Origin of the sequence: Aeromonas sp. QDB11, assembly GCF_027705265.1 — a bacterium.
Taxonomy (GTDB): Bacteria; Pseudomonadota; Gammaproteobacteria; order Enterobacterales; family Aeromonadaceae; genus Aeromonas; species Aeromonas allosaccharophila.
In genome coordinates this window covers 1-20,424 of sequence record NZ_JAPDBM010000005.1, presented here as the reverse complement: position 1 = coordinate 20,424, position 20,424 = coordinate 1, and the positions used below count along the sequence as shown (strand labels likewise).

Genomic DNA, 20,424 nt, shown 5'->3' with positions numbered 1-20,424 from the left:
TATTACTGGAATGGCGGGCCAATTGGAAAGGCTGTAAAATCCGTCCATTCTGCCCGACTTCATCAACTTTCCATGGTTATTTGGCACGCCTTCAACTCCCTCCCCCACTGGCACCGCAAGATGGTGCTGATTTTGAGCATCATGATCATGATGCTGGCTGCTTGGCCAAGCGAACAGGCGGTAGCAACACGGGTCGATGAAAACGGCAACGAGATTGCCCTGCGGGAACCGGCTAACGACAACGCACTGAACGACGAGCTGACGGCCGAGGCCGCTCAGCCCGTGCCCCCGCCCAAGCCGCGCTACATCACCAAGCAGGTGAAGGTGCGCCGTGGCGACAACATGGGGGTGATCTTCCAGCGCATTGGCCTGAGCACCACGGATCTGCACCTGATCGACCAGCTCGATGGCAGCGATCCCCTGCGGATGCTACAACCGGGTCAGGAGCTCACCTTCAAGCTCACCGAAGATGGCGAGCTAAACAGCCTCTATTACCCCCACAGTCTGGAGCAGGCGCTCAAGGTGAGCCGTAAGGATGAGGAATTTGTCGCCCGCAACGTCAAGATCGCCCTCGACACCCGCGAACAGGTGAGCAAGGGCGAGATCCGCTCCAGCTTCTGGGGCGCCGCGGTGGACGCGGGGATGACCGAAGACCAGATCATGGATCTCGCCGCCATCTTCGGCTGGGACATCGACTTTGCCCAGGACTTGCAACCGGGCGACAGCTTCCGGGTGGTCTACGAAGACAAGTTCCGCGACGACGAGCGGGTTGCCTCTGGCGATATTCTGGCCGCCGAGTTCGTCAACCAGGGTACCGCCTACCGCGCCGTGCTCAATGAAGATGGCAACTACTACACCCCGGAAGGGAAGGCGATGCGCAAGAGCTTCCTGCGTGCGCCGGTCAACTTCAAATACATCAGCTCCAACTTCAACCCGCGCCGCCTCCATCCGGTGACCGGCAAGATCCGCCCCCACAACGGCATCGACTATGTGGCGCCGGTGGGCACCCCCATCATGGCGGCGGGCTCCGGCAGCGTGGTGGCCGCCGGTTACAACCAGTTCAACGGCAACTATGTCTTTATCAAGCATGCCGGCAACTATGTGACCAAGTACCTGCACCTCTCCAAACGCACCGTCAACAAGGGGCAGCGGGTGAAGCAGGGGCAGACCATCGGCACCCTGGGTGGCACCGGCCGCGTCACCGGCCCGCACCTGCACTATGAATTTGTGGTGGGCGGCATTCACAAGAACCCGCGCACCCTCACCCTGCCGCAGGCAGAGACCCTGAGCGGGCGCGAGCTGGCCAACTTCAGGAAGCTGGCGATGCCGCAACTGGCCAAACTCGACAAGCCCGAGCTGCAACTGGCCCAGAACAGGCGGGATAGTCGCGGCAACTGAGCCATCAGGGCTGGCAGGGTGAAGGCCCTGCCAGCCCCCTTTTATTGAGCCCGCGCCTGGCAAACCGATTGAAGTGAGCGCATGGCTGAGCGCCATATCGGATGGGTGTCGAGAACCGGAGTATCCCGGCCAGCAAGTGAGGAGAGCCAATGGCTGAACGCTATATCGGATTGATGTCAGGCACCAGCATGGACGGTATCGACGCCGTACTGGTGATGATCGACGGAGATGAACTGCGGGTCGAAGCCGCGCTTTGTCACCCCTGGCCGCAAGAGACCGCCCGCACGCTGCATGCCCTCTGCACCCCGAGCGACAACGAAATCGACCGTATGGGGGTGGCCGACAATCTGATTGCACAGGAGTTTGCCGCAGCGACCCACGCGCTGCTGGCCAAGGCGAGCCTCACGCCCGCCGATATTCGCGCCATCGGCAGCCACGGCCAGACCATCCGCCACCGCCCCCAGCTTGGCTTTACCCTGCAGATCGGCAACGCAGCCCTGCTGGCCGCCCTGACCGGCATCGATGTGATCGCCGATTTTCGCACCATGGATATGGCCCTCGGCGGTCAGGGGGCGCCGCTGGTGCCCGCCTTCCATCAGGCGCTGTTTGCCAAGCCCGGCGCCCTTCGGGTGGTGCTGAACCTCGGCGGTATCGCCAATATCTCGGTACTGCCGGGCAATCCGGGCGGGGTGTATGGTTTTGATACCGGCCCGGCCAACACCCTGCTCGATGGCTGGTATCGCCGCCATCAACCGCACGGCGGCAGCTATGACGCCGGAGGCCAATGGGCAGCCAGCGGCAAGCCTGTCCCGGCGCTGCTGGACACGCTGCTGGCTCACCCCTATTTCGCCGCCCCCGCCCCCAAGAGCACCGGACGGGAGATGTTCACCCTCGATTGGCTCGATGGCGAGCTGGCAGGCACAGACTACGCCCCCGTGGATGTGCAGCGTACCCTGCAGGCGCTCACCTGCCACAGCATCGCCCGCCAACTGCCCGCTCGGCCAGAGTCAGTCGGTGCCAGCCAGCCGAAAGCCGAGCTGTTTGTCTGCGGCGGCGGCGCCCATAACGCACAGCTACTGAAAGAGCTGGCCAGCCTGCTGCCTGCATGGCGCATCGCCAGCACTGCCGAGCTGGGATTGGCCCCCGACTGGGTGGAAGGCGCTGCCTTTGCCTGGCTGGCGATGTGCTTTATCCATCGCAAGCCGGGCAACCTGCCCGCCGTGACCGGCGCCAGCCGTCCAGCCGTGCTGGGGGCGCTCTATCCCGTGGGATAACCCCTGCCAAGCGCGGTCGTTCGCCCTCTCATAGACCCACAGCAGCCCCGATCTGACCAAGTTCGGGGCTGTTGCGTTGGATGGCGCGCTATTGCTTTATCGGGGCGGCGCTTTTTCGGGTCGGTTTTGCGCTCGGGTTTGTGAAAGCTCGGCCTGAATGGCTCGCTCACCCTGCCCTCCAACTCTCCATGACAACCCGCCATGACAACCCCGCCATTTTCCTGTGCTTTCCATCATGCACCATGAGGCCCATATTTTTCGCTGCAATCTTATGGAATATCTCGCTATATATCGCGAGCTAAAATCGCCTCACATCTGCGGCCATACTGTGACTGCCAGATAATTATCAATTTGCCGCTCATGCAAATATTTGAATTATATTCCAGCCACATCTTTAGCCGTTGCAACATAAATGGCAGCTAGCATATTTTCACGATTGAAGATAGAGGATTAAAAAAACACAAAGTACATATCTATGCACCGCAATGCCGTTTGCTGGCAGGCTGATGCATGGCGTTAACCCTTTATTCACAGCCCTGTTCTGCCAAGGCTTGCGCCCCAACACCCGCCCTGACTGGGCTACTGCTCGATGCAGGGCCATTGGCGGGCAAACGGGTGACTATTCAGCGTGAATTGAATAGCAATCACATTAAATTTGCGAGCATTGAGCCATCTCATAGAAATGCAATCCGTGGTTTGCAACCCCTGATAACCACTCATAGAATCGCCCTGTCTGAAATATCTACCCTGTCTCTTCCTCTCTTATCCCTCTCAACTATTGAGTGGATCACAAATAATAACCGGGGATGCCGCCGCTGGCGCAGTGGCCATGGCGCACAACAAGATGGGGTCAACCTGTACCTGAATTAACAACAAATATTAAAAAGAGGCATATCTATGAGTGGCACCATCATCAAGTCGGCAAGAAATACCCCCCATGCACCCCAGGATCTGGGCCCCTGCACCCAAACGGTGGCGTTCTCCCATTACAACAATATCTCCGCCCAGCTGCCAGTCGATCCGGCCACCGGCAAGATGGTGAGTGGCGATGTCACTGCGCAGGCCAGACAGTGCCTGAGCAACCTCAAGGCAATCATCGAGAGCATCGGCCATGTGATGGACGATATGGTCAAAGCGACCATCTTCCTGAAAGAGATGGCGGATCTGGAGGCGGTCAACGCCGTCTATCGCGAATTCTTCCCGGGCTATCTGCCGACCCGCACCACCCTCGCCGTCGCCGCCCTGCCGCTGGGCGCGCTGGTGCAGATCGATGCCATCATCTCCAACGGCGAAGGCACCTTCCCGCAAGCCCCCTGCCCGCTGATTAAGCTGGCCCGCAATAGTGACAAGGCGCCGCACAATCCGCTCTCCACCCATACCGTGGCCTTCTCCCACTACAACAATATCGGCGCCCAACTGCCGGTCGAGGCCGCCTCGGGCCAGCTGGTCGCCGGTGGCATCAAGGAGCAGGCGGGTCAGTGCCTGCGCAACATCAAGCACGTACTGGAGAGCATCGACGTGCCGTTTGACGATATCGTCAAGGTCACCGTCTATCTGACCGACCTGGCCGATCTGGAGGGCGTCAACGAGATCTACACCACCTTCTTCCCCGACTCCGCCATCGCCCGCGCCGTCGCCTATCTGCCCGCCCGCTCGGTGGTCAGTGCCGCCGCCCTGCCCATGGGGGCACGGGTGCAGATGGATGCGGTCATCTCCCACGGTGACGGCACCCCGCCGCAACTGGTGGAAGACAGACACAATCTGGTGATCAGCGCCCGCAATACTGACAAGGCACCGCGTAGCCCGCTCCATTGCCAGACTGTCGCCTTCTCTCACTACAACCATCTCTCTGCGCAGCTGCCGATTGACCCCACCACCGGCAAGATCCTGACTGGTTGTGTCAAAGAGCAGACCGCCCAGTGCCTGAGCAATATCAAGGCGATTGTGGAGAGCATCGGCCATGTGATGGACGATATCGTCAAGGTGAATATCCAACTCGGCAATATCGCCGATCTGGATGCGGTCAACGCCGTCTACACCAAATACTTCCCGGGCTATCTGCCTGCCCGCACCGTATTCGGGGTCAGTGAACTGCCCGCCGGTGCCCTGGTGCAAATTGATGCGGTGATGTCCAACGCCGAAAGTACCCCGCCGCAGGCGTAAGATTTGTTTTAAATAATAAAAAGAGACCGGCTGATAGCCGGTCTCTTTTTATGTAACATGTGGGGCATTATTTTTATGGCATCGTCTTAAAGAACGCAAACGTCCGATTACGCTTCGCTAATCGAACCTACAGGCTAATTATCAACCATCTCCAAAGGCTAGTAGTGAACCACCACCACTAAAAGTATTACTCGATAGATTTATCCCACCAGCGGTAAGCGAAGATTTTTTTCCATAGATGTTGAACCCTATCGGACGAAGATCTAACTGGTCAATCACTGCTGTGCTGTCATTAACTTGTTTAATATTAACTACATGTACACCACCAATAGAAATAGATAGACCATCCTTGTTACTGACAATTCCAACCGCTGAATTTGATGCAACTGATGCCGTAACAAGTGGAATATACTGTTTACCACTTTTGTCAGTAGGAGCTTGCAACCATACTTTAGGACCTTCATTGCTACTTCCGACTAATAGTGGTAACACCTCACCAATAACAACTAGATGTCCGCCACCCAGAAGAATATTGCTACATACCGTTAGTTTCTGATACGGTTTATAGGTTTTAGGCAATGTAGTACGAGTAATCATTTCTGCTCTCCCACAATATGTGAGGATGGTTTCGCATCATCAAAATGCTTCGATATTTTATTCATAAGCTTCTTCTTATCGTTAGGACAGAAAAAACCTACTGCATATAAAACTATAGATATAGTGGTACCAACAAGAATTGTATTTATTTCACCAGATGTGAGCTCTGATGCCCCCCCATTAAATATATTGGCTATTTTAGGGCCTAGACTCACAATATAACCAATTACACCGGAAAATATTATTGTTGCAATCGCGGCAGTAACAGGTGGGCTACCTTTCAAACGTAGAAAATCTGCTTCGGTTAGCAGATATGCTTGTTGCATAGTTGTCACCGTTCGACCATTAAGAAGATCGGCGACAACAATTGTTTGTTGAATCTGCTTACCTTTGTACTCATCCACCATGATTTTCTCACAAAACAGTGACGCCTAACATTCACATTGCATGCATATTGGATTACTACTTGGCACCCACAATATTTTATAAATTAATGACAGGCAAGTTAGATTCCACATAAAGTCGTCTTATGTTGCTGATTCATTCGATAATAAAAAACTAATAGATATTGAAAACTTACCTACAACCTCGTAAGCCACCAACTATATCTCTACAAAAAAACGCCCCCTATCTTGCGATGGGGGGCGTTTTCTTATTCCGGATATTGGGCCAAAGTGGCCCAATATTCAGCGATTACAGGGACTCTGCGGTCGCAACCACGTTTTCCACGGTAAAGCCAAATTCCTTGAACAGCAGCTCCGCCGGTGCAGACTCACCGAAGGTGGTCATACCGATGATCTTGCCGCCGAAACCGACGTACTTGTACCAGTAGTCAGCGATGCCGGCTTCGATGGCCACGCGCTTGGTGACGGAAGACGGCAGGACGGACTCTTTGTACTCGGCGGATTGAGCGTCGAACACATCGGTACAAGGCAGAGAGACCACGCGCACGGCACGGCCCTTGGCAGTCAGCTGCTCGTAAGCGGCAACGGCCAGCTCCACTTCGGAACCGGTGGCGATCAGGATCAGCTCAGGGGTACCGGCGCAATCCTTCAGCACGTAGCCACCCTTGGCGGTGTCGGCCAGTTGCTGAGCAGTACGGTCCATCTGGGCCAGGTTCTGACGGGAGAAGATCAGGGAAGTCGGACCGTCGGTACGCTCGATGGCGTGCTTCCAGGCGATCGCGGATTCAACCTGGTCACACGGACGCCAGGTGCTCATGTTCGGGGTCAGACGCAGGGACGCGATCTGCTCAACCGGCTGGTGAGTCGGGCCATCTTCACCCAGACCGATGGAGTCGTGGGTGTAAACGAAGATGACGCGCTGCTTCATCAGGGCGGCCATGCGCAGGGCGTTGCGGGCATACTCCATGAACATCATGAAGGTGGCGCCGTAGGGGATGAAACCACCGTGCAGGGCGATACCGTTCATGATGGCGGACATGCCGAACTCGCGTACACCGTAGTGGATGTAGTTGCCGGAGGCATCGTCGTTGGTCAGGGACTTGGAACCGGACCACATGGTCAGGTTGGACGGGGCCAGGTCGGCAGAACCACCCATGAACTCCGGCAGCAGCTTGCCGAACGCTTCCAGAGAGTTCTGGGATGCTTTACGGGTCGCGATCTTGGCCGGGTTGGCTTGCAGGGTTTCGATGATCTTGGCAGATTCGGCAGCCCAGTTGGCAGGCAGTTCGCCAGTGGTGCGGCGCTTGAACTCGGCAGCCAGGGTCGGGTGAGCGGCTTCATAGGCAGCGAACTTGGCAGCCCAGTCGGCTTCCAGCTTGGCGCCCTTCTCCTGACCGTTCCACTCGGCAGCGATGTCGGCCGGGATAACGAACGGTGCGTGGTCCCACTTCAGGAACGCGCGAGCAGCGGCGATCTCGTCGTTGCCCAGCGGTGAGCCGTGGCAGTCGTGAGAACCGGATTTGTTCGGTGAACCGTAACCGATGATGGTGCGGCAGCAGATCAGGGTCGGCTTGCCGGTCTCGGCCTTGGCGGCTTCGATGGCGGCATTGATGGCTTCCGGGCTGTGACCGTCAACAGCCGGGATAACGTGCCAGCCGTAGGCTTCGAAACGCTTGACGGTGTCGTCGGTGAACCAGCCTTCAACATGACCGTCGATGGAGATACCGTTGTCATCCCAGAACGCGATCAGCTTGCCCAGTTGCAGGGTACCTGCCAGGGAGCACGCTTCGTGGGAGATACCTTCCATCAGGCAGCCGTCGCCCATAAAGGCGTAGGTGTAGTGGTCAACGATGTCGTGGCCCGGCTGGTTGAACTGCTCAGCCATGGCTTTTTCTGCGATCGCCATACCAACGGCGTTGGTGATGCCCTGACCCAGCGGGCCAGTGGTGGTTTCAACGCCCGGTGCATAACCGTACTCCGGGTGACCCGGGGTGCGAGAGTGCAGTTGGCGGAAGTTTTTCAGATCGTCGATGGAGAGGTCATAACCGGAGAGATGCAGCAGGGAGTACAGCAGCATGGAGCCGTGGCCGTTGGAGAGAATGAAACGGTCGCGGTCTGCCCACTTGGGGTTGTTCGGGTTATGTTTGAGGTGGCTACGCCACAGCACTTCGGCGATATCCGCCATTCCCATGGGGGCGCCCGGGTGACCGGAGTTGGCTTTTTGAACGGCATCCATACTCAATGCACGAATGGCATTGGCAAGCTCTTTACGAGAAGGCATCTGAATCTCCTGCGATTGCTTCATTTGATGGCCAAGATTAAGGCGCGTTATTGTCCCAGCAGGGCGCGCGGCGTGCAAATGTTATCTGGACGAATAAAGTGGCTTTGGGAGGACAATCGCTTTTCTTGGCTGCTTTTGACCAAAGAGGATAGATGCAAACGTTTGATTTCCACCCCCTTGGGGATAGTAAGGAGCCATTAGTAGCTGGCTTGCGATGCTACGACAAAATAGTGCTGGCAATCGCGGGGGGCGCTAATTAAAATAGACGTCCAGATGTAGATACCTCTACACCATCCCATTCACCCGGTTATTGCTGTGGCGATAACCCAGACAAGCTGAGACTCCCATCATGGCAAAGCTGTTTACTTCCGAGTCGGTCTCCGAAGGCCATCCCGACAAGATTGCGGACCAGATCTCCGATGCGGTACTGGACGCCATCCTCAAGCAAGATACCAAGGCCCGTGTCGCCTGTGAGACCCTGGTCAAGACCGGTATGGTCATGGTGGCCGGCGAAGTAACCACCTCTGCCTGGGTTGATATCGAAGAGATCGTGCGTGATACCGTGCGTGAAATCGGCTACACCCACTCCGACATGGGCTTCGACGCTGACTCCTGCGCCGTGCTGAACGCCATCGGCAAGCAGTCCCCGGATATCAACCAGGGTGTTGACCGCAGCGATCCGCTGGAACAGGGCGCGGGCGACCAGGGCCTGATGTTCGGCTACGCCACCAACGAAACCGACGTGCTGATGCCCGCCCCCATCACCTACTCTCACCTGCTGGTGAAGCGTCAGGCTGAAGTGCGCAAGAACGGCACCCTGCCGTGGCTGCGTCCGGATGCCAAGAGCCAGCTGACCTTCGCCTACGACGACGCAGGCAAGATCATCGGTGTCGATGCCGTGGTGCTCTCTACCCAGCACGCCGAATCCATCAGCCACAAAGATCTGGTTGAAGCGGTACGCGAAGAGATCATCAAGCCGGTGCTGCCGGCCGAGTGGGTCAACAAGGACACCAAATACTTCATCAACCCGACCGGCCGTTTCGTTATCGGCGGCCCGATGGGTGACTGTGGTCTGACTGGTCGCAAGATCATCGTCGATACCTACGGCGGCATGGCTCGTCACGGTGGTGGCGCCTTCTCCGGTAAGGATCCGTCCAAGGTTGACCGCTCTGCTGCCTACGCCGCCCGCTACGTTGCCAAAAACATCGTGGCCGCCGGTCTGGCCGATCGCTGTGAAATCCAGATCTCCTACGCCATCGGCGTGGCCGAGCCGACCTCCATCAGCGTCGAGACCTTCGGCACTGCCAAGGTCGCCGAGGATCTGCTGGTCAAGCTGGTTCGCGAGCACTTCGAGCTGCGTCCGTATGGCCTGATCCAGATGCTGGATCTGAAGCGCCCGATCTACCAGGCCACTGCTGCCTACGGTCACTTCGGTCGCGACGAGTTCCCGTGGGAGCAGACCGACAAGGCCGAACTGCTGCGTTCCGCCGCTGGCCTGTAAGGCTCGCTGTTGTGATAAAAGGGGAGCCTGGCTCCCCTTTTGCTTATCCGCTACCTGACGAGATGTTGATGTCTGCCACCCCTGCCCAGCTTGTCGCCCTGCTGCAACAACGCGTAGAAGCCTGTTTTGTGCAGGCCGAGGCGCGCCTTGGCCGCACCTTCCCCCGCCCGCGGATCTACTGCAATATGCGGGGCCGGGCGGCGGGTTCGGCGCGGCTGCAAACCTGGGAGCTGCGCTTCAATCCTGCCCTCTATCAGGCCAACCAACAGGCGTTTCTGGATGAGGTGGTGCCCCACGAGGTGGCCCATCTGCTGGTTCACGCCCTTTGGGGTGAACATAGCGGTGAAGGGCGTGGCAAAAACCGGGTGTTGCCTCACGGCAAGCAGTGGCAGTCGGTGATGCGGGAGGTGTTCGGCCTTGAACCCAGAACCACCCACAGCTTCGATCTGGCGGTATTGGCGCAGCGCACCGTGCCCTATCGCTGCCACTGCCAGCAGCATCAGCTGTCGATACGCCGCCACAACAAGGTGGTGCGTGGCGAGGCCCGCTATCACTGTCGCCGCTGCAAGCAGCCGCTGGAGCGGGAACAGCCGGAGCCAGAGCAGTAAGCCAGCGTGTGTCGCACCCCTGTGGTAGGGTGCCCGCCATCGTTCGTCAATCATCCCGTTTGCAAGGAATCCCATGCGTTTCATCTCCTCCCTCGCCCTGACCCTGCTGGCCGGTTTACCGCTGCTCAGCGCGACCCTGCACGCCCAGACCTTTCGCGAAGCCAAACAGGATCTGGTGAAGCTCTATCGCAGCCAGCCAGCAGTCACTACCTTCTACTGCGGCTGCGATATCGACTATCAGGGCAAGAAGATGAGCCCGGATCTCGCCAGCTGCGGCTACGAGCCGCGCAAGCAGCCCAAGCGCGCCGCCCGCATCGAGTGGGAGCACGTGGTCCCCGCCTGGGAGTTCGGCCACCAGCTGCAGTGCTGGCAGGATGGCGGTCGCAAGAACTGCGAAAAAGCGAGCCCCGAGTTCAACAAGATGGAGGGGGACATGCACAACCTGTTCCCCGCCATCGGCGAGGTGAACGGCGATCGGGCCAACTACCGTTTCTCCGACTGGAACGGCAAGCCGGATCAGTACGGCCAGTGCCAGATGCTGGTGGATTTCAAGGATCGTCGGGTGCAACCGCCCAAGGGGCCGGTACGGGGCCAGATCGCCCGCGCCTACCTCTACATGAGCCAGCAGTATGGGCTGCGTCTGGCGGCGCAACAGCGTAAACTGTTTGAAGCTTGGGACAGGCAGTACCCGGCAGAAGGCTGGGAGTGCGAGCGCAACCGCCGCATCGGCACGCTGCAGGGCAATACCAATCCCTTTATTGAAAAGCAGTGCCAATAACCCCATTTGACCAGGGAGGGGGATCGCCCCTCCTATCATGAAGCCCTTCCCCGCTGCCGCGTGAGCCTTGCTCGCAGCCTCACAGCAGGATATGAAGGGTTTCCAAGCAAGAGACTGACAATCAGCCATGCGCATTCCACGTATCTATGAATCGGCCACCCTGCAAGTTGGCCAGACCATCGCCCTGTCGGAAGACGGCGCCAACCATATCGGCCGGGTACTGCGCATGCAGCCTGGCCAACAGCTCGAGCTGTTCAACGGCGATGGCAATCAATATCCCGCCACCATCGCCAGCGTCGGCAAAAAGTCGGTTGAAGTGACCATCGACCGCTGCGATGCCCAATCGGTGGAGTCCCCCTTCGCCATTCATCTCGGTCAGGTGATCAGCCGTGGCGACAAGATGGACTTCACCATCCAGAAATCGGTGGAGCTGGGCGTCACCTGCATCACCCCGCTCTTCTCCGAACGCTGCGGCGTCAAGCTGCCAGCCGATCGGCTGGAGAAGAAGCGCGAGCAGTGGCAGAAGGTGGTGATCAGCGCCTGCGAACAGTGCGGCCGCAACGTGGTGCCCGAGGTGCGCATGCCGATGGAGCTGGACGCCTGGCTGGCGGAAGAGACCAGGGAGCTCAAGCTCAACCTGCACCCGCGCGCCGAGTACAGCATCAACACCCTGCCCGTTCCCGAGCACGGCGTGCGCCTGCTGATTGGCCCGGAAGGGGGATTGTCGAGCGACGAGATCGCCCGTACCGTGCAGGAAGATTTCAAAGAGATGCTGCTGGGGCCGCGGGTGCTGCGCACCGAGACTGCCGCCCTGACGGCGATCACTGCGCTGCAGTGCCGTTTTGGCGATCTCGCTTGAAACCAGTCCAATGTCTTACTGCGAGGTCGTGATCAAGGCTCATGCGCTGCTCTTTACCTTGCTGACGACCTCTCGTGACAGACCTTGAACAGGTTTTAAGAAACTCACTCGCAATCGAGCCACAAGAAGGAAACTCGGATGACCATTAAACTCGGCATCGTGATGGACCCCATCTCGGCCATCAACATCAAGAAAGATTCCAGCTTTGCCATGCTCGAAGAGGCGCAAAAGCGCGGCTATGAGCTGTTCTATCTGGAGATGAAGGATCTCTACATGGAAGCCGGTCGCGCCTTTGGCACCATGCGCCCGCTCACCGTCAAATATGACTATGCCGACTGGTACACGCTGGGCGAGGTGGTGGATCAGCCCCTCTCCAACCTCGATGTGATCCTGATGCGCAAGGATCCGCCGTTCGACACCGAATTTATCTACGCCACCTACATGCTGGAGCGGGCCGAGGATGAGGGTTGCCTCATCGTCAACAAGCCGCAGAGCCTGCGTGACGCCAACGAGAAGCTCTACACCGCCTGGTTTGCCGAGCACACCCCGACCACGCTGGTGACCCGCCGCGCCGACAAGCTGCGCGCCTTCCACGCGAAGCACAAGGACGTGATCCTCAAGCCGCTGGACGGCATGGGCGGCGCCTCCATCTTCCGCATGAAGGAAGATGACGCCAACGTCGGCGTGATTATCGAAACCCTGACCGCCCACGGCAGCCAGTACTGCATGGCGCAGACCTATCTGCCCGCCATCAAGGATGGCGACAAGCGGGTGCTGGTGGTGGACGGTGAACCGGTGCCTTACTGCCTGGCGCGCATTCCGGCGCAGGGGGAGACCCGTGGCAATCTGGCGGCTGGTGGCCGTGGCGAGGCGCGCCCCCTGAGTGAAGCCGACTGGGCCATCGCCCGTGCGGTCGGCCCGGCCCTGAAAGCAAAGGGTCTCATCTTCGTCGGTCTCGACATCATCGGCGATCGCCTGACCGAGATTAACGTCACCAGCCCGACCTGCATTCGCGAGATTGAAGCGGCTTTCGACGTGCACATCACCGGCATGCTGATGGACGCCATCGAGCGTCGACTGGCGAAAGGCTGAACCAGCACCGGCTAGAGGTTCATAACAAGAGGCGGCCCCGGGGCCGCCTCTTCTGTTTCCTGCTGTGTGCGTTGGTATGAAGGCTTAACAGCGGAACTGCCCCACCTTCTGCTTGAGATCGCTCGATAGCTGCTCCAGCTCGTGGCAACTCTGGTTCAGTTCGGAGGCCGCCGCCGTCGATTCGGTAGCAATATGGGCGATATTGACCACGTTGCGGGTGATCTCCTCCGCCACCTTGCTCTGCTCCTCTGCGGCGGTGGCGATATGGGTGTTCATCTCGTTGATCACCTCCACCGAACTGACAATTTCGCCAAGGGCCTTGCCGCAGGCGAGCACGGTACGGTTGGACTCCTCCACCTGATCCAGCCCGCGCACCATGCTGCTGGCCGCATCATTGGCCCCCTGCTGCAACTTGACGATGGTCTTGCCAATCTCTTCGGTCGAGCGCTGGGTTCGCTGGGAGAGGGTACGCACCTCGTCGGCCACCACCGCAAACCCGCGCCCCTGATCCCCTGCCCGCGCTGCCTCTATCGCCGCATTGAGCGCCAGCAGGTTGGTCTGCTCGGCGATGCCGCGAATGGCATCCATCACGCTGCTGATATCGCGACTGTCGTCGGCCAGCTGGGTGATCATCGCCGCCGTGTCTTGAATATGGGACGACAGCGCCGACATCCGGGCGATGGCATCCTCCACCACCAGATGGCCGTGGCGGGCACTCTCGTCCGCCACACGGGCCGCATCCGCCGCGCCGGAGGAGCTGTTGGCCACCTCGGCCACCGTTGCGCTCATCTGGTTCATGGCGGTGGCGGTCTGATCGGTCTCCCCCTGTTGCCGGGCAAAGCGCTGACGACTCTCGACCCCGATATGAGCCAGGCGAGCAGACTCCTTGGCAAGGTGCTCCGCCATCTCGTTGATCTGGTTAATCAAGCCGCGAAAGTGGCTGATCACCAGATTAAGCGATTGAGCCAGCGCCCCCATCTCGTCCTTGCGCAAGACCGGCGCCTGCTGGCTCAGGTCGAGATCCCGCTGCATTCCGCGCAGCACCTGCCCCATGGCCGCCAACGGCTGGCTGACGCTGCGTCCGGCCCAGACGCCGAAGAAGAGTACACAGGCTGCCCCCACCAGAAACAGCACGATAAAGAGCCGGAACAGCTGCTGCCTGAGATCGTTGAGCTCGCCGATGTTCTGCTCCGCCTCTTTGAGCTGGAACTCCACCAGCGAGCTTACCCCGTCACTAACCGGATCGATCACCCCGTAGAGGGGCATGATGCGGGCCGAAAGCTGATCCCGCGCCGCCCCCTGCATCTGATCCAGCACCGCCACCACGGCGGCAATCTGCTGATCCGCGGCGCCGAACAGCGCCTGCACCCGCGCAGCCTCCTGCTGTTCGGACGGGCTCCGCTCCTGTCCGCTGTATTGCTGCCAGATGCGGGCGATCTCCTGCTGCGCCTGCAGCATGTCGGCCTTGGCCTGGGCGGGCGCAATCCCCCCCACATTGGCCTTGTTGGCCGCATCGATCACCTTGACCGCGTAGAGATCGGCAATCTGTTTGAGCTCCTTGAGCTGTACTACCTCCCCCTGATACATGGCGTTCATCCCCGTCATCAGCTGGGACATCGCCTGACTCGCGCCCACCAACAGCGCCAGCAGTGCCAACAGCGGCACCACACAACCCAGGATCAACTTCTGCCTGATTGAAATACCTTCCATGGTCTTCTCTCCCACACCTTTTGGTGAGTGGGCACGACGCGCCCGATAAAAAGCGGTTTTGCCCAAAGTGATGAACTGCCATAATTGCCCTATTCACTTCCCAACGACCTTTGCACTATTTGGCCTCTATGCAAACACTGCAAAATCACTTCCTGCTTGCCATGCCAAGCCTGACGGATCCCTACTTCGAGCGTTCGCTGGTCTATCTGTGCGAGCACAACGAAGAGGGCGCCATGGGGCTGGTGGTCAACATTCCGGTCGAGATGTCGCTGGAAACCATGCTGACCCAGCTCAAACTCAACCCGCCCGCCAGTCCGGAGCTCAAGCAACCGGTATTGCAGGGGGGGCCGGTTCACGCCGATCGCGGCTTCGTGCTGCACAGCTTCCGCCCCGGTTTCAACTCCACCCTGCAGGTGGGGGATGAAATGATGGTGACTACATCCAAGGATATACTGGAAACCCTGGGCACGAGCGAAGCACCCACCCATTGGCTGGTAGCCCTTGGCTATGCGGGCTGGAGCGCCGGTCAGCTGGAACAGGAGCTGGTCGATGGCGCCTGGCTGGTGATCCCCCCCAATCCGGATCTGGTGTTCAAGACCCCCATTCACAAACGTTGGCAGCAAGCCGCCGCCAGCATAGGAGTGAACCCGGTTCACCTCTCCAGCGATATCGGTCACAGCTAACCCCTGCAACGCATCTGGCGTTGCATTTCGAGGATTTTTTTCATGTCATCACGCAGCATCATGGGCTTTGACTATGGCACCAAGAGCATTGGCGTCGCCATCGGTCAGGAGCTGACTGGCACTGCCCAGCCTCTGCGCGCCCTCAAGGCCAACGACGGCATCCCCAACTGGGACGAGATTGAGAAGCTGCTCAAGGAGTGGCAACCGGACCTGCTGGTGGTCGGCCTGCCGCTGAACATGGATGGCACCGATCAGGAGATCACGGTACGGGCCCGCAAATTCGGCAACCGGCTGCATGGCCGCTTCGGCAAGCCGGTGGAGTTCAAGGATGAGCGACTCACCACCACCGATGCCCGTGCCCGGTTGTTTGAGCGGGGCGGCTATCGCGCGCTGGAAAAGGGCAGTGTGGACGGGGTATCGGCACAACTGATCGTCGAAGCCTGGATGGAAGAGCAGTACAACTAAGCCATCAACAACAAGGCAAGGGTCGCCGCCCTTGCCTTGTCTCGCACTATCTTCCTATTACGCCTGTGACTGACCAGGCACCAGCCCTTCGGCCTCTGTCGGCGTCGCATTCATCATCCGGTTAAGCCAGGGCACCATCAGCCCCATCACGACCGCAATCAGCAGGGTCGCCATCCCGATCTTGCCAAACACACCGGTGTAAATTGGCAGGGTCTGCAGCGGATCCGTCATCCCTTCCGGCATGGCGGTAAAGGTCGCCACATAGCCCCCCAGCAGGGATGCCATCGCCTGGGTCAGGAACCACATCCCGAGAATGAAACCCATCAACCGTTGCGGTACCAGCGCGGCCACCATGGCCAGCCCCAGGGCGCTGATCATCAGCTCACCGATACTCTGGAACAGATAGATAAGCACCATAAACCAGGGGGAAGTGAGCCCCTGTTCATCAGCAAACCACCAGCCGGAGGCGGCCGCGGTCAGGAAACCCAGCGAGCAGAAGAACATCCCGAGGGTAAACTTGAGCGGCATGGTGAGATCCCGCCCCTTGCTGCCCATCCGGGTATAGATCAGCGCCAGCACCGGGCTGCCCACCACCACCCAGAAGGGGTTGAGCGCCTGGAAGCTGATGGGGTTGACGCTCATGCCCAGCATCTCGTGATGCATGTTGTTGATGGCAAAGAAGTTGAGAGACGTCGGCATCTGGGCGTACAGCACGTAGAAGAGCACTGCCTCCAGCATCAGTACGAAGGCCACATACATCTTGTTGCGGCCGACGCTGTCGAGCTTGAACGCCTCGCGAAAAAAGACGATCACCACGGCGACAGTCACTGTCATCAGCACCATGTTGGCGATCACCACGTGGTGCATCAGCCAGGCACAGAAAAACACCATGGCCACCGAGCCCGCGATTACCAGCAGCAACTTGCTGTAATTGAGCGGCAGGTGATCCGGCTCGGAGCCGATATCCTTGACCATATTGCGGCAGGCAAAGAAGGTGAGCAGCGCAATAATCAAGCCGACCCCGCACAGGTTATAAGTCACGGTATAGCCGTAATGATCGGCAATCACCGGCGCGAGCGAGAGGGAAATAAGGGAGCCGATATTGATCGACATATAGAACAGGGTAAAAGCCCCATCCAGCCGCGGATCTTTTGGCTGGTAGCATTTTGACAACAGGCTGGCCGGATTGGCCTTGAACAGGCAGTTACCGACCGCGATAGTGCCCAACGCGTAGAAGATCAGGTCGGGATTATAGATAGAGAGACCGGTCATGAAGTAACCGATTACCAACACGATAGCCCCGAGTACCATGGTGCGCTTGGTGCCGAGCACATGGTCGCCGACATAGCCACCGACCGAGATCAGGCCATATACCAGCGCCGAGAAAGCACCGAAGGTAATAAAGGATTGCTCTTGGGAAAATCCCAGTTGCTGTACGAAGAAGACCGCCAGGATCCCCTGCACGCCGTAATAACCGAATCGCTCCCAGAGTTCGACGAAAAAGATCATGAAGAAGGGTTTGGGTTGTTGTAACAACCCCGTAGGTGCTGTTGCTGGACGCATATTAACCTGCCTTTATTGAGGTTTATTTTTATTAATTTGGTGGTGGCTGCCGCACTATTTTCCCTTCCGTCATTGCCATAACGGGAAGCGCAATCAGCCTGCCAATCTGGATATTTTCGGGCGCACGCGCCCCGTTCGATGAAAGGTGATTTTCATCTAGCCGGTGCAATCACGGGTTATCGGGGGGATGGGTGAATGGCGTCGCCCTGTGCCGTTACGGGCTCCGGGCTTCACCTTTGCTGCATCCCTTCACTCAAGCCGGTTCATCAACCTTGATGCTTACTCTCCTCTGATCCGACGCACACGACGGATAGCCGGGGCATGGCACAAACGCAACCACTGGCGACCGGTGAGGCTGGCTCACCCGCTCCGCAGAGGATCTCCTCATGCGGGCTCTGTTTAACACCGCCATATCGAAGGTTGCCATGCTATATCACTGGAAATACAGGAACTTAATGGTTGATCACACTTTAAAAGTGTTAATAAGTGAAGTTTTCTAATGAAACTACATGAATTTTTTTCGTGCAAAGAGCTTCACACGAGACGTGCAGTTGATGCCCATTTGTGTATGTGCGGCGCCGAATGGAGCACCTTCTGAATAAATGAGGTTAACGCTCGACCAATCACGCCACCACGCAACAAAAAAAGCCGGAGCATCTTGCTCCGGCTCCCATTATTGGCTGCCCACGGGCATCGACTCCCGGTGATAGAGTCGTCGTATCTCATTGAGCAACCACAACACCTTGGCATCCTGATTGTGACGTTTATGCCACAGCAGGATAAAGGTGAGCTCCAGTTGCTGATAAAGCGCTTCAGACAGGGGCAGTGGTCTGGTGATCAGATTGGGATGATATTTCGCTGCATGTCCGGCGCAATAAGAGGGGGCGACCGCGATCAGATTGTTGTCAGGCTGGGATGCGATGTGCAATGACTGCTCAAAGCTGGAGACCATGACCGGGACTTTACGGATCAGTCCCTCATCCTCCAGCAGCAAATCCAGCCCCCAGGTCTCCTTGACCTCCAGCACCACGCTGCTATGAGGGCAATTGAGAAAATTCTCCATTGACCACTCCTGCTGAAGCAGGGGGTGATCCTTGCGCAGGAAGACCACAGGCCGATCGCAAAACAGCACTTCATGATCGATGTAATAGGGCAGATTACTCAGCTTGAGCTGAGAACGGCTATAACTCTCGCGGACACAGACCCCCAGATCCGCATCACCGTTGACAACGTCATTGAGGGAGTTGCGGTTCCATCCCAGCATTTTGACCACAGAGTTGGGGTACTTCTCATGGATGGCCATCGGCAAATCACTGAGCAAGCTGTTGTAGAACGGGGATTGCATCACCAGACTGAAACGGGCGCCATCGGGGATCGCCTCGCTATTGAGTGACGCGATCCGTTCGGTAAGGGGAAACCAGAGTTTCAGCTCTTCTTCCAGGGCAAAGGCCAGATTGGTGGGCTGCAACTCTTTACGTCCCCGCACAAACAGCGGATCGCCAAACCAGAGCCGTAATTTGGCAAGCGACTTGCTCACAGTGGAAGGCGTGACACCGAGCAGCGTAGCCGCACCCTTGGCGCTGCGTTCAGCCATCAGATATTTGAACACCACCAGCAGGTTCAAATCGAGTTCACTCAGTGTTCGCATACAACCTCTTGCGACATGATTGCTCCGGGCGACCCATTCGCCATGCAGTCAGTGGCACGGCAAATGGCCACTCTCGCCCCATTCAACAACAGATACGACCTCTCCGATAGTGAAAGAATCACATCTTTCTTGGCAGGATAAACGATATGGGTAATCACTTCCGCTGATCCGTCAGCCATTCTGACCAACAAGATTGTTCACACAAAGTGCCCCTGGCAACGGATCTGACGACTCGCTGATGTGCCGATAGCCTGATGCCCGACAGAAACACCGTTATCAATCGGCAAGAGAACGGATAAAAAATCCCATGAGGTGCTATTGCACCCCATGGAATATGACTGACGGGATGTTTATCCCTTTTTCAGAGTAAATATGACCCCATCCAGCTCGGGGAATCCAATAACTACTGTGTTCTTATTATTCGCATCGTTAAACTCGGCAATATATGCGGTAGCCGTGTCTTTTACCTGTGCCAAACCCGCCGTGTTTTTATAATCACTCTGGCTCCAGTTGGCATCATTAAATTCAACAAATTTGCATTTCTCGAATCCGGTAAACGTAAGTTTACTCAATGCGTGATCGCGCTCTTTCTCGCCCTCAGCGAATAATGTGCAACCTGCTGATGGCAGTTCCATAACGATGGTCAATTTACCATCGTTATTAGTCAGCTCGGTATTACCTAACATATCGGTTGCCAAGCCATTTACGTTCAACCATGTCTCTGACTTAATATTCGTTGTGTTGACTGCTGTAATACCAACCTGGCCATTCCAATTGTGATATACCGTGGTTCCGGTACTCGAAAGGTCAAATGCAGAATATCTGACCCGCTCACCCTCTGCCTTGATGACGGGCATGGTTTTGATAATGACCTGACTGGGGACACTGCTTTGTCTCTGGTAATTCGATGGCACGAGCTGCGTACCTGAATCATCCCGCGTCAAAACAGCACTGTCTGCCACTCTATTTCTGCTAATGCGCGTCAACGTCAGCGTCGATGGCTCTGTGCTATCAGACTGCATTCCGGCCTGACCAAGCCACCAGGTAGCCACGGCGCCATCATCGGCCCAGATATCCCAACGCAGCTGCGCATCACGCTGTGGGTAAACGATTGCCAAACCGGCGAAATTAACCAATGTCTGGTGCGGATCATCGCGCGTAAGCAGCGTCGTCTGGTAAACCCCTGGCTGCGGTAGGGCAATGCCTGCTTTAAGTGTTGTTGCAACATGGGAAACAGGAGCAACGCTGGTCGCTGTGGTTGATTTGTTATCATCTGAGCCACCACAGCCAGACAGGGTGGCCATACAAGCCCCCAACAATACCCAGGGCGAGATCGTGAACATTTTGTTAAAAATTAAAAATAGTTTTTTGCCTACAAAACAAATACTTATAGGCCTGTG

17 protein-coding genes are annotated in these 20,424 nt (G+C 57.6%); 10 read left to right on the top strand and 7 right to left on the bottom strand.

The features are described 5' to 3' along the window. The first annotated feature begins 72 nt into the window (after positions 1-72). The 3 genes from OKC40_RS02665 (at position 73) to OKC40_RS02655 (ending at position 4,835) form a co-directional block, all read left to right on the top strand. Positions 73-1,398 carry a peptidoglycan DD-metalloendopeptidase family protein gene (locus OKC40_RS02665; RefSeq protein WP_270794028.1) on the top strand — a complete coding sequence of 442 codons (1,326 nt, stop codon included), beginning with the start codon at positions 73-75 and terminating at the stop codon, positions 1,396-1,398. Between the two features lie 149 nt (positions 1,399-1,547). Continuing rightward, positions 1,548-2,672, top strand: a complete 1,125-nt coding sequence (locus OKC40_RS02660; RefSeq protein WP_270794027.1) for an anhydro-N-acetylmuramic acid kinase — start codon at positions 1,548-1,550, stop codon at positions 2,670-2,672. An 897-nt stretch (positions 2,673-3,569) separates the two neighbouring features. Next, positions 3,570-4,835, top strand: a complete 1,266-nt coding sequence (locus tag OKC40_RS02655; RefSeq protein WP_270794026.1) for a RidA family protein — start codon at positions 3,570-3,572, stop codon at positions 4,833-4,835. A gap of 141 nt (positions 4,836-4,976) precedes the next feature. Here OKC40_RS02655 and OKC40_RS02650 read toward each other — a convergent pair whose 3' ends face one another. The 3 genes from OKC40_RS02650 to tkt form a co-directional block, all read right to left on the bottom strand. After that, positions 4,977-5,432, bottom strand: coding sequence for a hypothetical protein (locus OKC40_RS02650; RefSeq protein ID WP_270794025.1), 456 nt, complete (start codon positions 5,430-5,432; stop codon positions 4,977-4,979). Beyond that, complete coding sequence (locus OKC40_RS02645; protein ID WP_270794024.1) at positions 5,429-5,839, bottom strand: hypothetical protein; 411 nt, start codon at positions 5,837-5,839, stop codon at positions 5,429-5,431. Before OKC40_RS02645 ends, OKC40_RS02650 begins: the two co-directional genes overlap by 4 nt. Before the next feature lie 286 nt (positions 5,840-6,125). Next, positions 6,126-8,117: a transketolase gene (gene tkt, locus OKC40_RS02640; protein ID WP_075114137.1), complete on the bottom strand. Its 1,992-nt coding sequence runs from the start codon at positions 8,115-8,117 to the stop codon at positions 6,126-6,128. 349 nt (positions 8,118-8,466) lie between these two features. Here tkt and metK point away from each other — a divergent pair, with 349 nt between their 5' ends. The 5 genes from metK to gshB all read left to right on the top strand — a co-directional run bounded on the left by metK (position 8,467) and on the right by gshB (position 12,955). Beyond that, positions 8,467-9,618 (top strand): methionine adenosyltransferase, encoded by a 1,152-nt coding sequence (metK, locus tag OKC40_RS02635; RefSeq protein ID WP_042058491.1) that lies wholly within the window; start codon positions 8,467-8,469, stop codon positions 9,616-9,618. A gap of 68 nt (positions 9,619-9,686) precedes the next feature. Continuing rightward, positions 9,687-10,226, top strand: a complete 540-nt coding sequence (locus OKC40_RS02630) for a SprT family zinc-dependent metalloprotease (protein ID WP_075114136.1) — start codon at positions 9,687-9,689, stop codon at positions 10,224-10,226. 73 nt (positions 10,227-10,299) lie between these two features. Beyond that, entirely contained in the window at positions 10,300-11,004 is a 705-nt protein-coding gene (locus OKC40_RS02625) for an endonuclease (RefSeq protein ID WP_270794023.1), read from the top strand. A 127-nt stretch (positions 11,005-11,131) separates the two neighbouring features. Next, positions 11,132-11,863, top strand: coding sequence for a 16S rRNA (uracil(1498)-N(3))-methyltransferase (gene rsmE, locus OKC40_RS02620; protein ID WP_270794022.1), 732 nt, complete (start codon positions 11,132-11,134; stop codon positions 11,861-11,863). Positions 11,864-12,001: 138 nt separating this feature from the next. Beyond that, on the top strand, positions 12,002-12,955 hold the full coding sequence (gene gshB, locus OKC40_RS02615) for a glutathione synthase (protein WP_270794021.1): 954 nt from the start codon (positions 12,002-12,004) through the stop codon (positions 12,953-12,955). A gap of 84 nt (positions 12,956-13,039) precedes the next feature. On the opposite strand, the gene OKC40_RS02610 is transcribed toward gshB, so the two are convergent. Further along, positions 13,040-14,665 (bottom strand): methyl-accepting chemotaxis protein, encoded by a 1,626-nt coding sequence (locus OKC40_RS02610; RefSeq protein WP_042657965.1) that lies wholly within the window; start codon positions 14,663-14,665, stop codon positions 13,040-13,042. Positions 14,666-14,793: 128 nt separating this feature from the next. Between OKC40_RS02610 and OKC40_RS02605 the strand changes: the two genes are divergently transcribed. Together OKC40_RS02605 and ruvX are read left to right on the top strand one after the other, a co-directional pair. After that, complete coding sequence (locus OKC40_RS02605; protein WP_270794020.1) at positions 14,794-15,348, top strand: YqgE/AlgH family protein; 555 nt, start codon at positions 14,794-14,796, stop codon at positions 15,346-15,348. 42 nt (positions 15,349-15,390) lie between these two features. Beyond that, positions 15,391-15,813: a Holliday junction resolvase RuvX gene (gene ruvX, locus OKC40_RS02600; protein ID WP_005343821.1), complete on the top strand. Its 423-nt coding sequence runs from the start codon at positions 15,391-15,393 to the stop codon at positions 15,811-15,813. Between the two features lie 57 nt (positions 15,814-15,870). On the opposite strand, the gene dtpB is transcribed toward ruvX, so the two are convergent. The 3 genes from dtpB to OKC40_RS02585 form a co-directional block, all read right to left on the bottom strand. Further along, positions 15,871-17,376, bottom strand: coding sequence for a dipeptide/tripeptide permease DtpB (dtpB, locus tag OKC40_RS02595; RefSeq protein ID WP_075113425.1), 1,506 nt, complete (start codon positions 17,374-17,376; stop codon positions 15,871-15,873). Positions 17,377-18,049: 673 nt separating this feature from the next. Beyond that, complete coding sequence (gene yidZ, locus OKC40_RS02590; protein ID WP_270794019.1) at positions 18,050-19,024, bottom strand: HTH-type transcriptional regulator YidZ; 975 nt, start codon at positions 19,022-19,024, stop codon at positions 18,050-18,052. Between the two features lie 350 nt (positions 19,025-19,374). After that, positions 19,375-20,424: hypothetical protein (locus OKC40_RS02585; protein WP_270794018.1), on the bottom strand; the 1,050-nt coding region annotated here is incomplete at its 5' end.

What these genes read in the sequence shown, in the direction of transcription:
- OKC40_RS02665 (WP_270794028.1), top strand. Translation starts at nt 73, where the DNA reads ATGGTTATTTGGCACGCCTTCAACTCCCTCCCCCACTGGCACCGCAAG.
- OKC40_RS02650 (WP_270794025.1), bottom strand. Translation starts at nt 5,432, where the DNA reads ATGATTACTCGTACTACATTGCCTAAAACCTATAAACCGTATCAGAAA.
- OKC40_RS02610 (WP_042657965.1), bottom strand. Translation starts at nt 14,665, where the DNA reads ATGGAAGGTATTTCAATCAGGCAGAAGTTGATCCTGGGTTGTGTGGTG.
- dtpB (WP_075113425.1), bottom strand. Translation starts at nt 17,376, where the DNA reads ATGCGTCCAGCAACAGCACCTACGGGGTTGTTACAACAACCCAAACCC.
- tkt (WP_075114137.1), bottom strand. Translation starts at nt 8,117, where the DNA reads ATGCCTTCTCGTAAAGAGCTTGCCAATGCCATTCGTGCATTGAGTATG.
- OKC40_RS02605 (WP_270794020.1), top strand. Translation starts at nt 14,794, where the DNA reads ATGCAAACACTGCAAAATCACTTCCTGCTTGCCATGCCAAGCCTGACG.
- OKC40_RS02660 (WP_270794027.1), top strand. Translation starts at nt 1,548, where the DNA reads ATGGCTGAACGCTATATCGGATTGATGTCAGGCACCAGCATGGACGGT.
- rsmE (WP_270794022.1), top strand. Translation starts at nt 11,132, where the DNA reads ATGCGCATTCCACGTATCTATGAATCGGCCACCCTGCAAGTTGGCCAG.
- yidZ (WP_270794019.1), bottom strand. Translation starts at nt 19,024, where the DNA reads ATGCGAACACTGAGTGAACTCGATTTGAACCTGCTGGTGGTGTTCAAA.
- gshB (WP_270794021.1), top strand. Translation starts at nt 12,002, where the DNA reads ATGACCATTAAACTCGGCATCGTGATGGACCCCATCTCGGCCATCAAC.
- OKC40_RS02655 (WP_270794026.1), top strand. Translation starts at nt 3,570, where the DNA reads ATGAGTGGCACCATCATCAAGTCGGCAAGAAATACCCCCCATGCACCC.
- OKC40_RS02645 (WP_270794024.1), bottom strand. Translation starts at nt 5,839, where the DNA reads ATGGTGGATGAGTACAAAGGTAAGCAGATTCAACAAACAATTGTTGTC.
- ruvX (WP_005343821.1), top strand. Translation starts at nt 15,391, where the DNA reads ATGTCATCACGCAGCATCATGGGCTTTGACTATGGCACCAAGAGCATT.
- OKC40_RS02630 (WP_075114136.1), top strand. Translation starts at nt 9,687, where the DNA reads ATGTCTGCCACCCCTGCCCAGCTTGTCGCCCTGCTGCAACAACGCGTA.
- OKC40_RS02625 (WP_270794023.1), top strand. Translation starts at nt 10,300, where the DNA reads ATGCGTTTCATCTCCTCCCTCGCCCTGACCCTGCTGGCCGGTTTACCG.
- metK (WP_042058491.1), top strand. Translation starts at nt 8,467, where the DNA reads ATGGCAAAGCTGTTTACTTCCGAGTCGGTCTCCGAAGGCCATCCCGAC.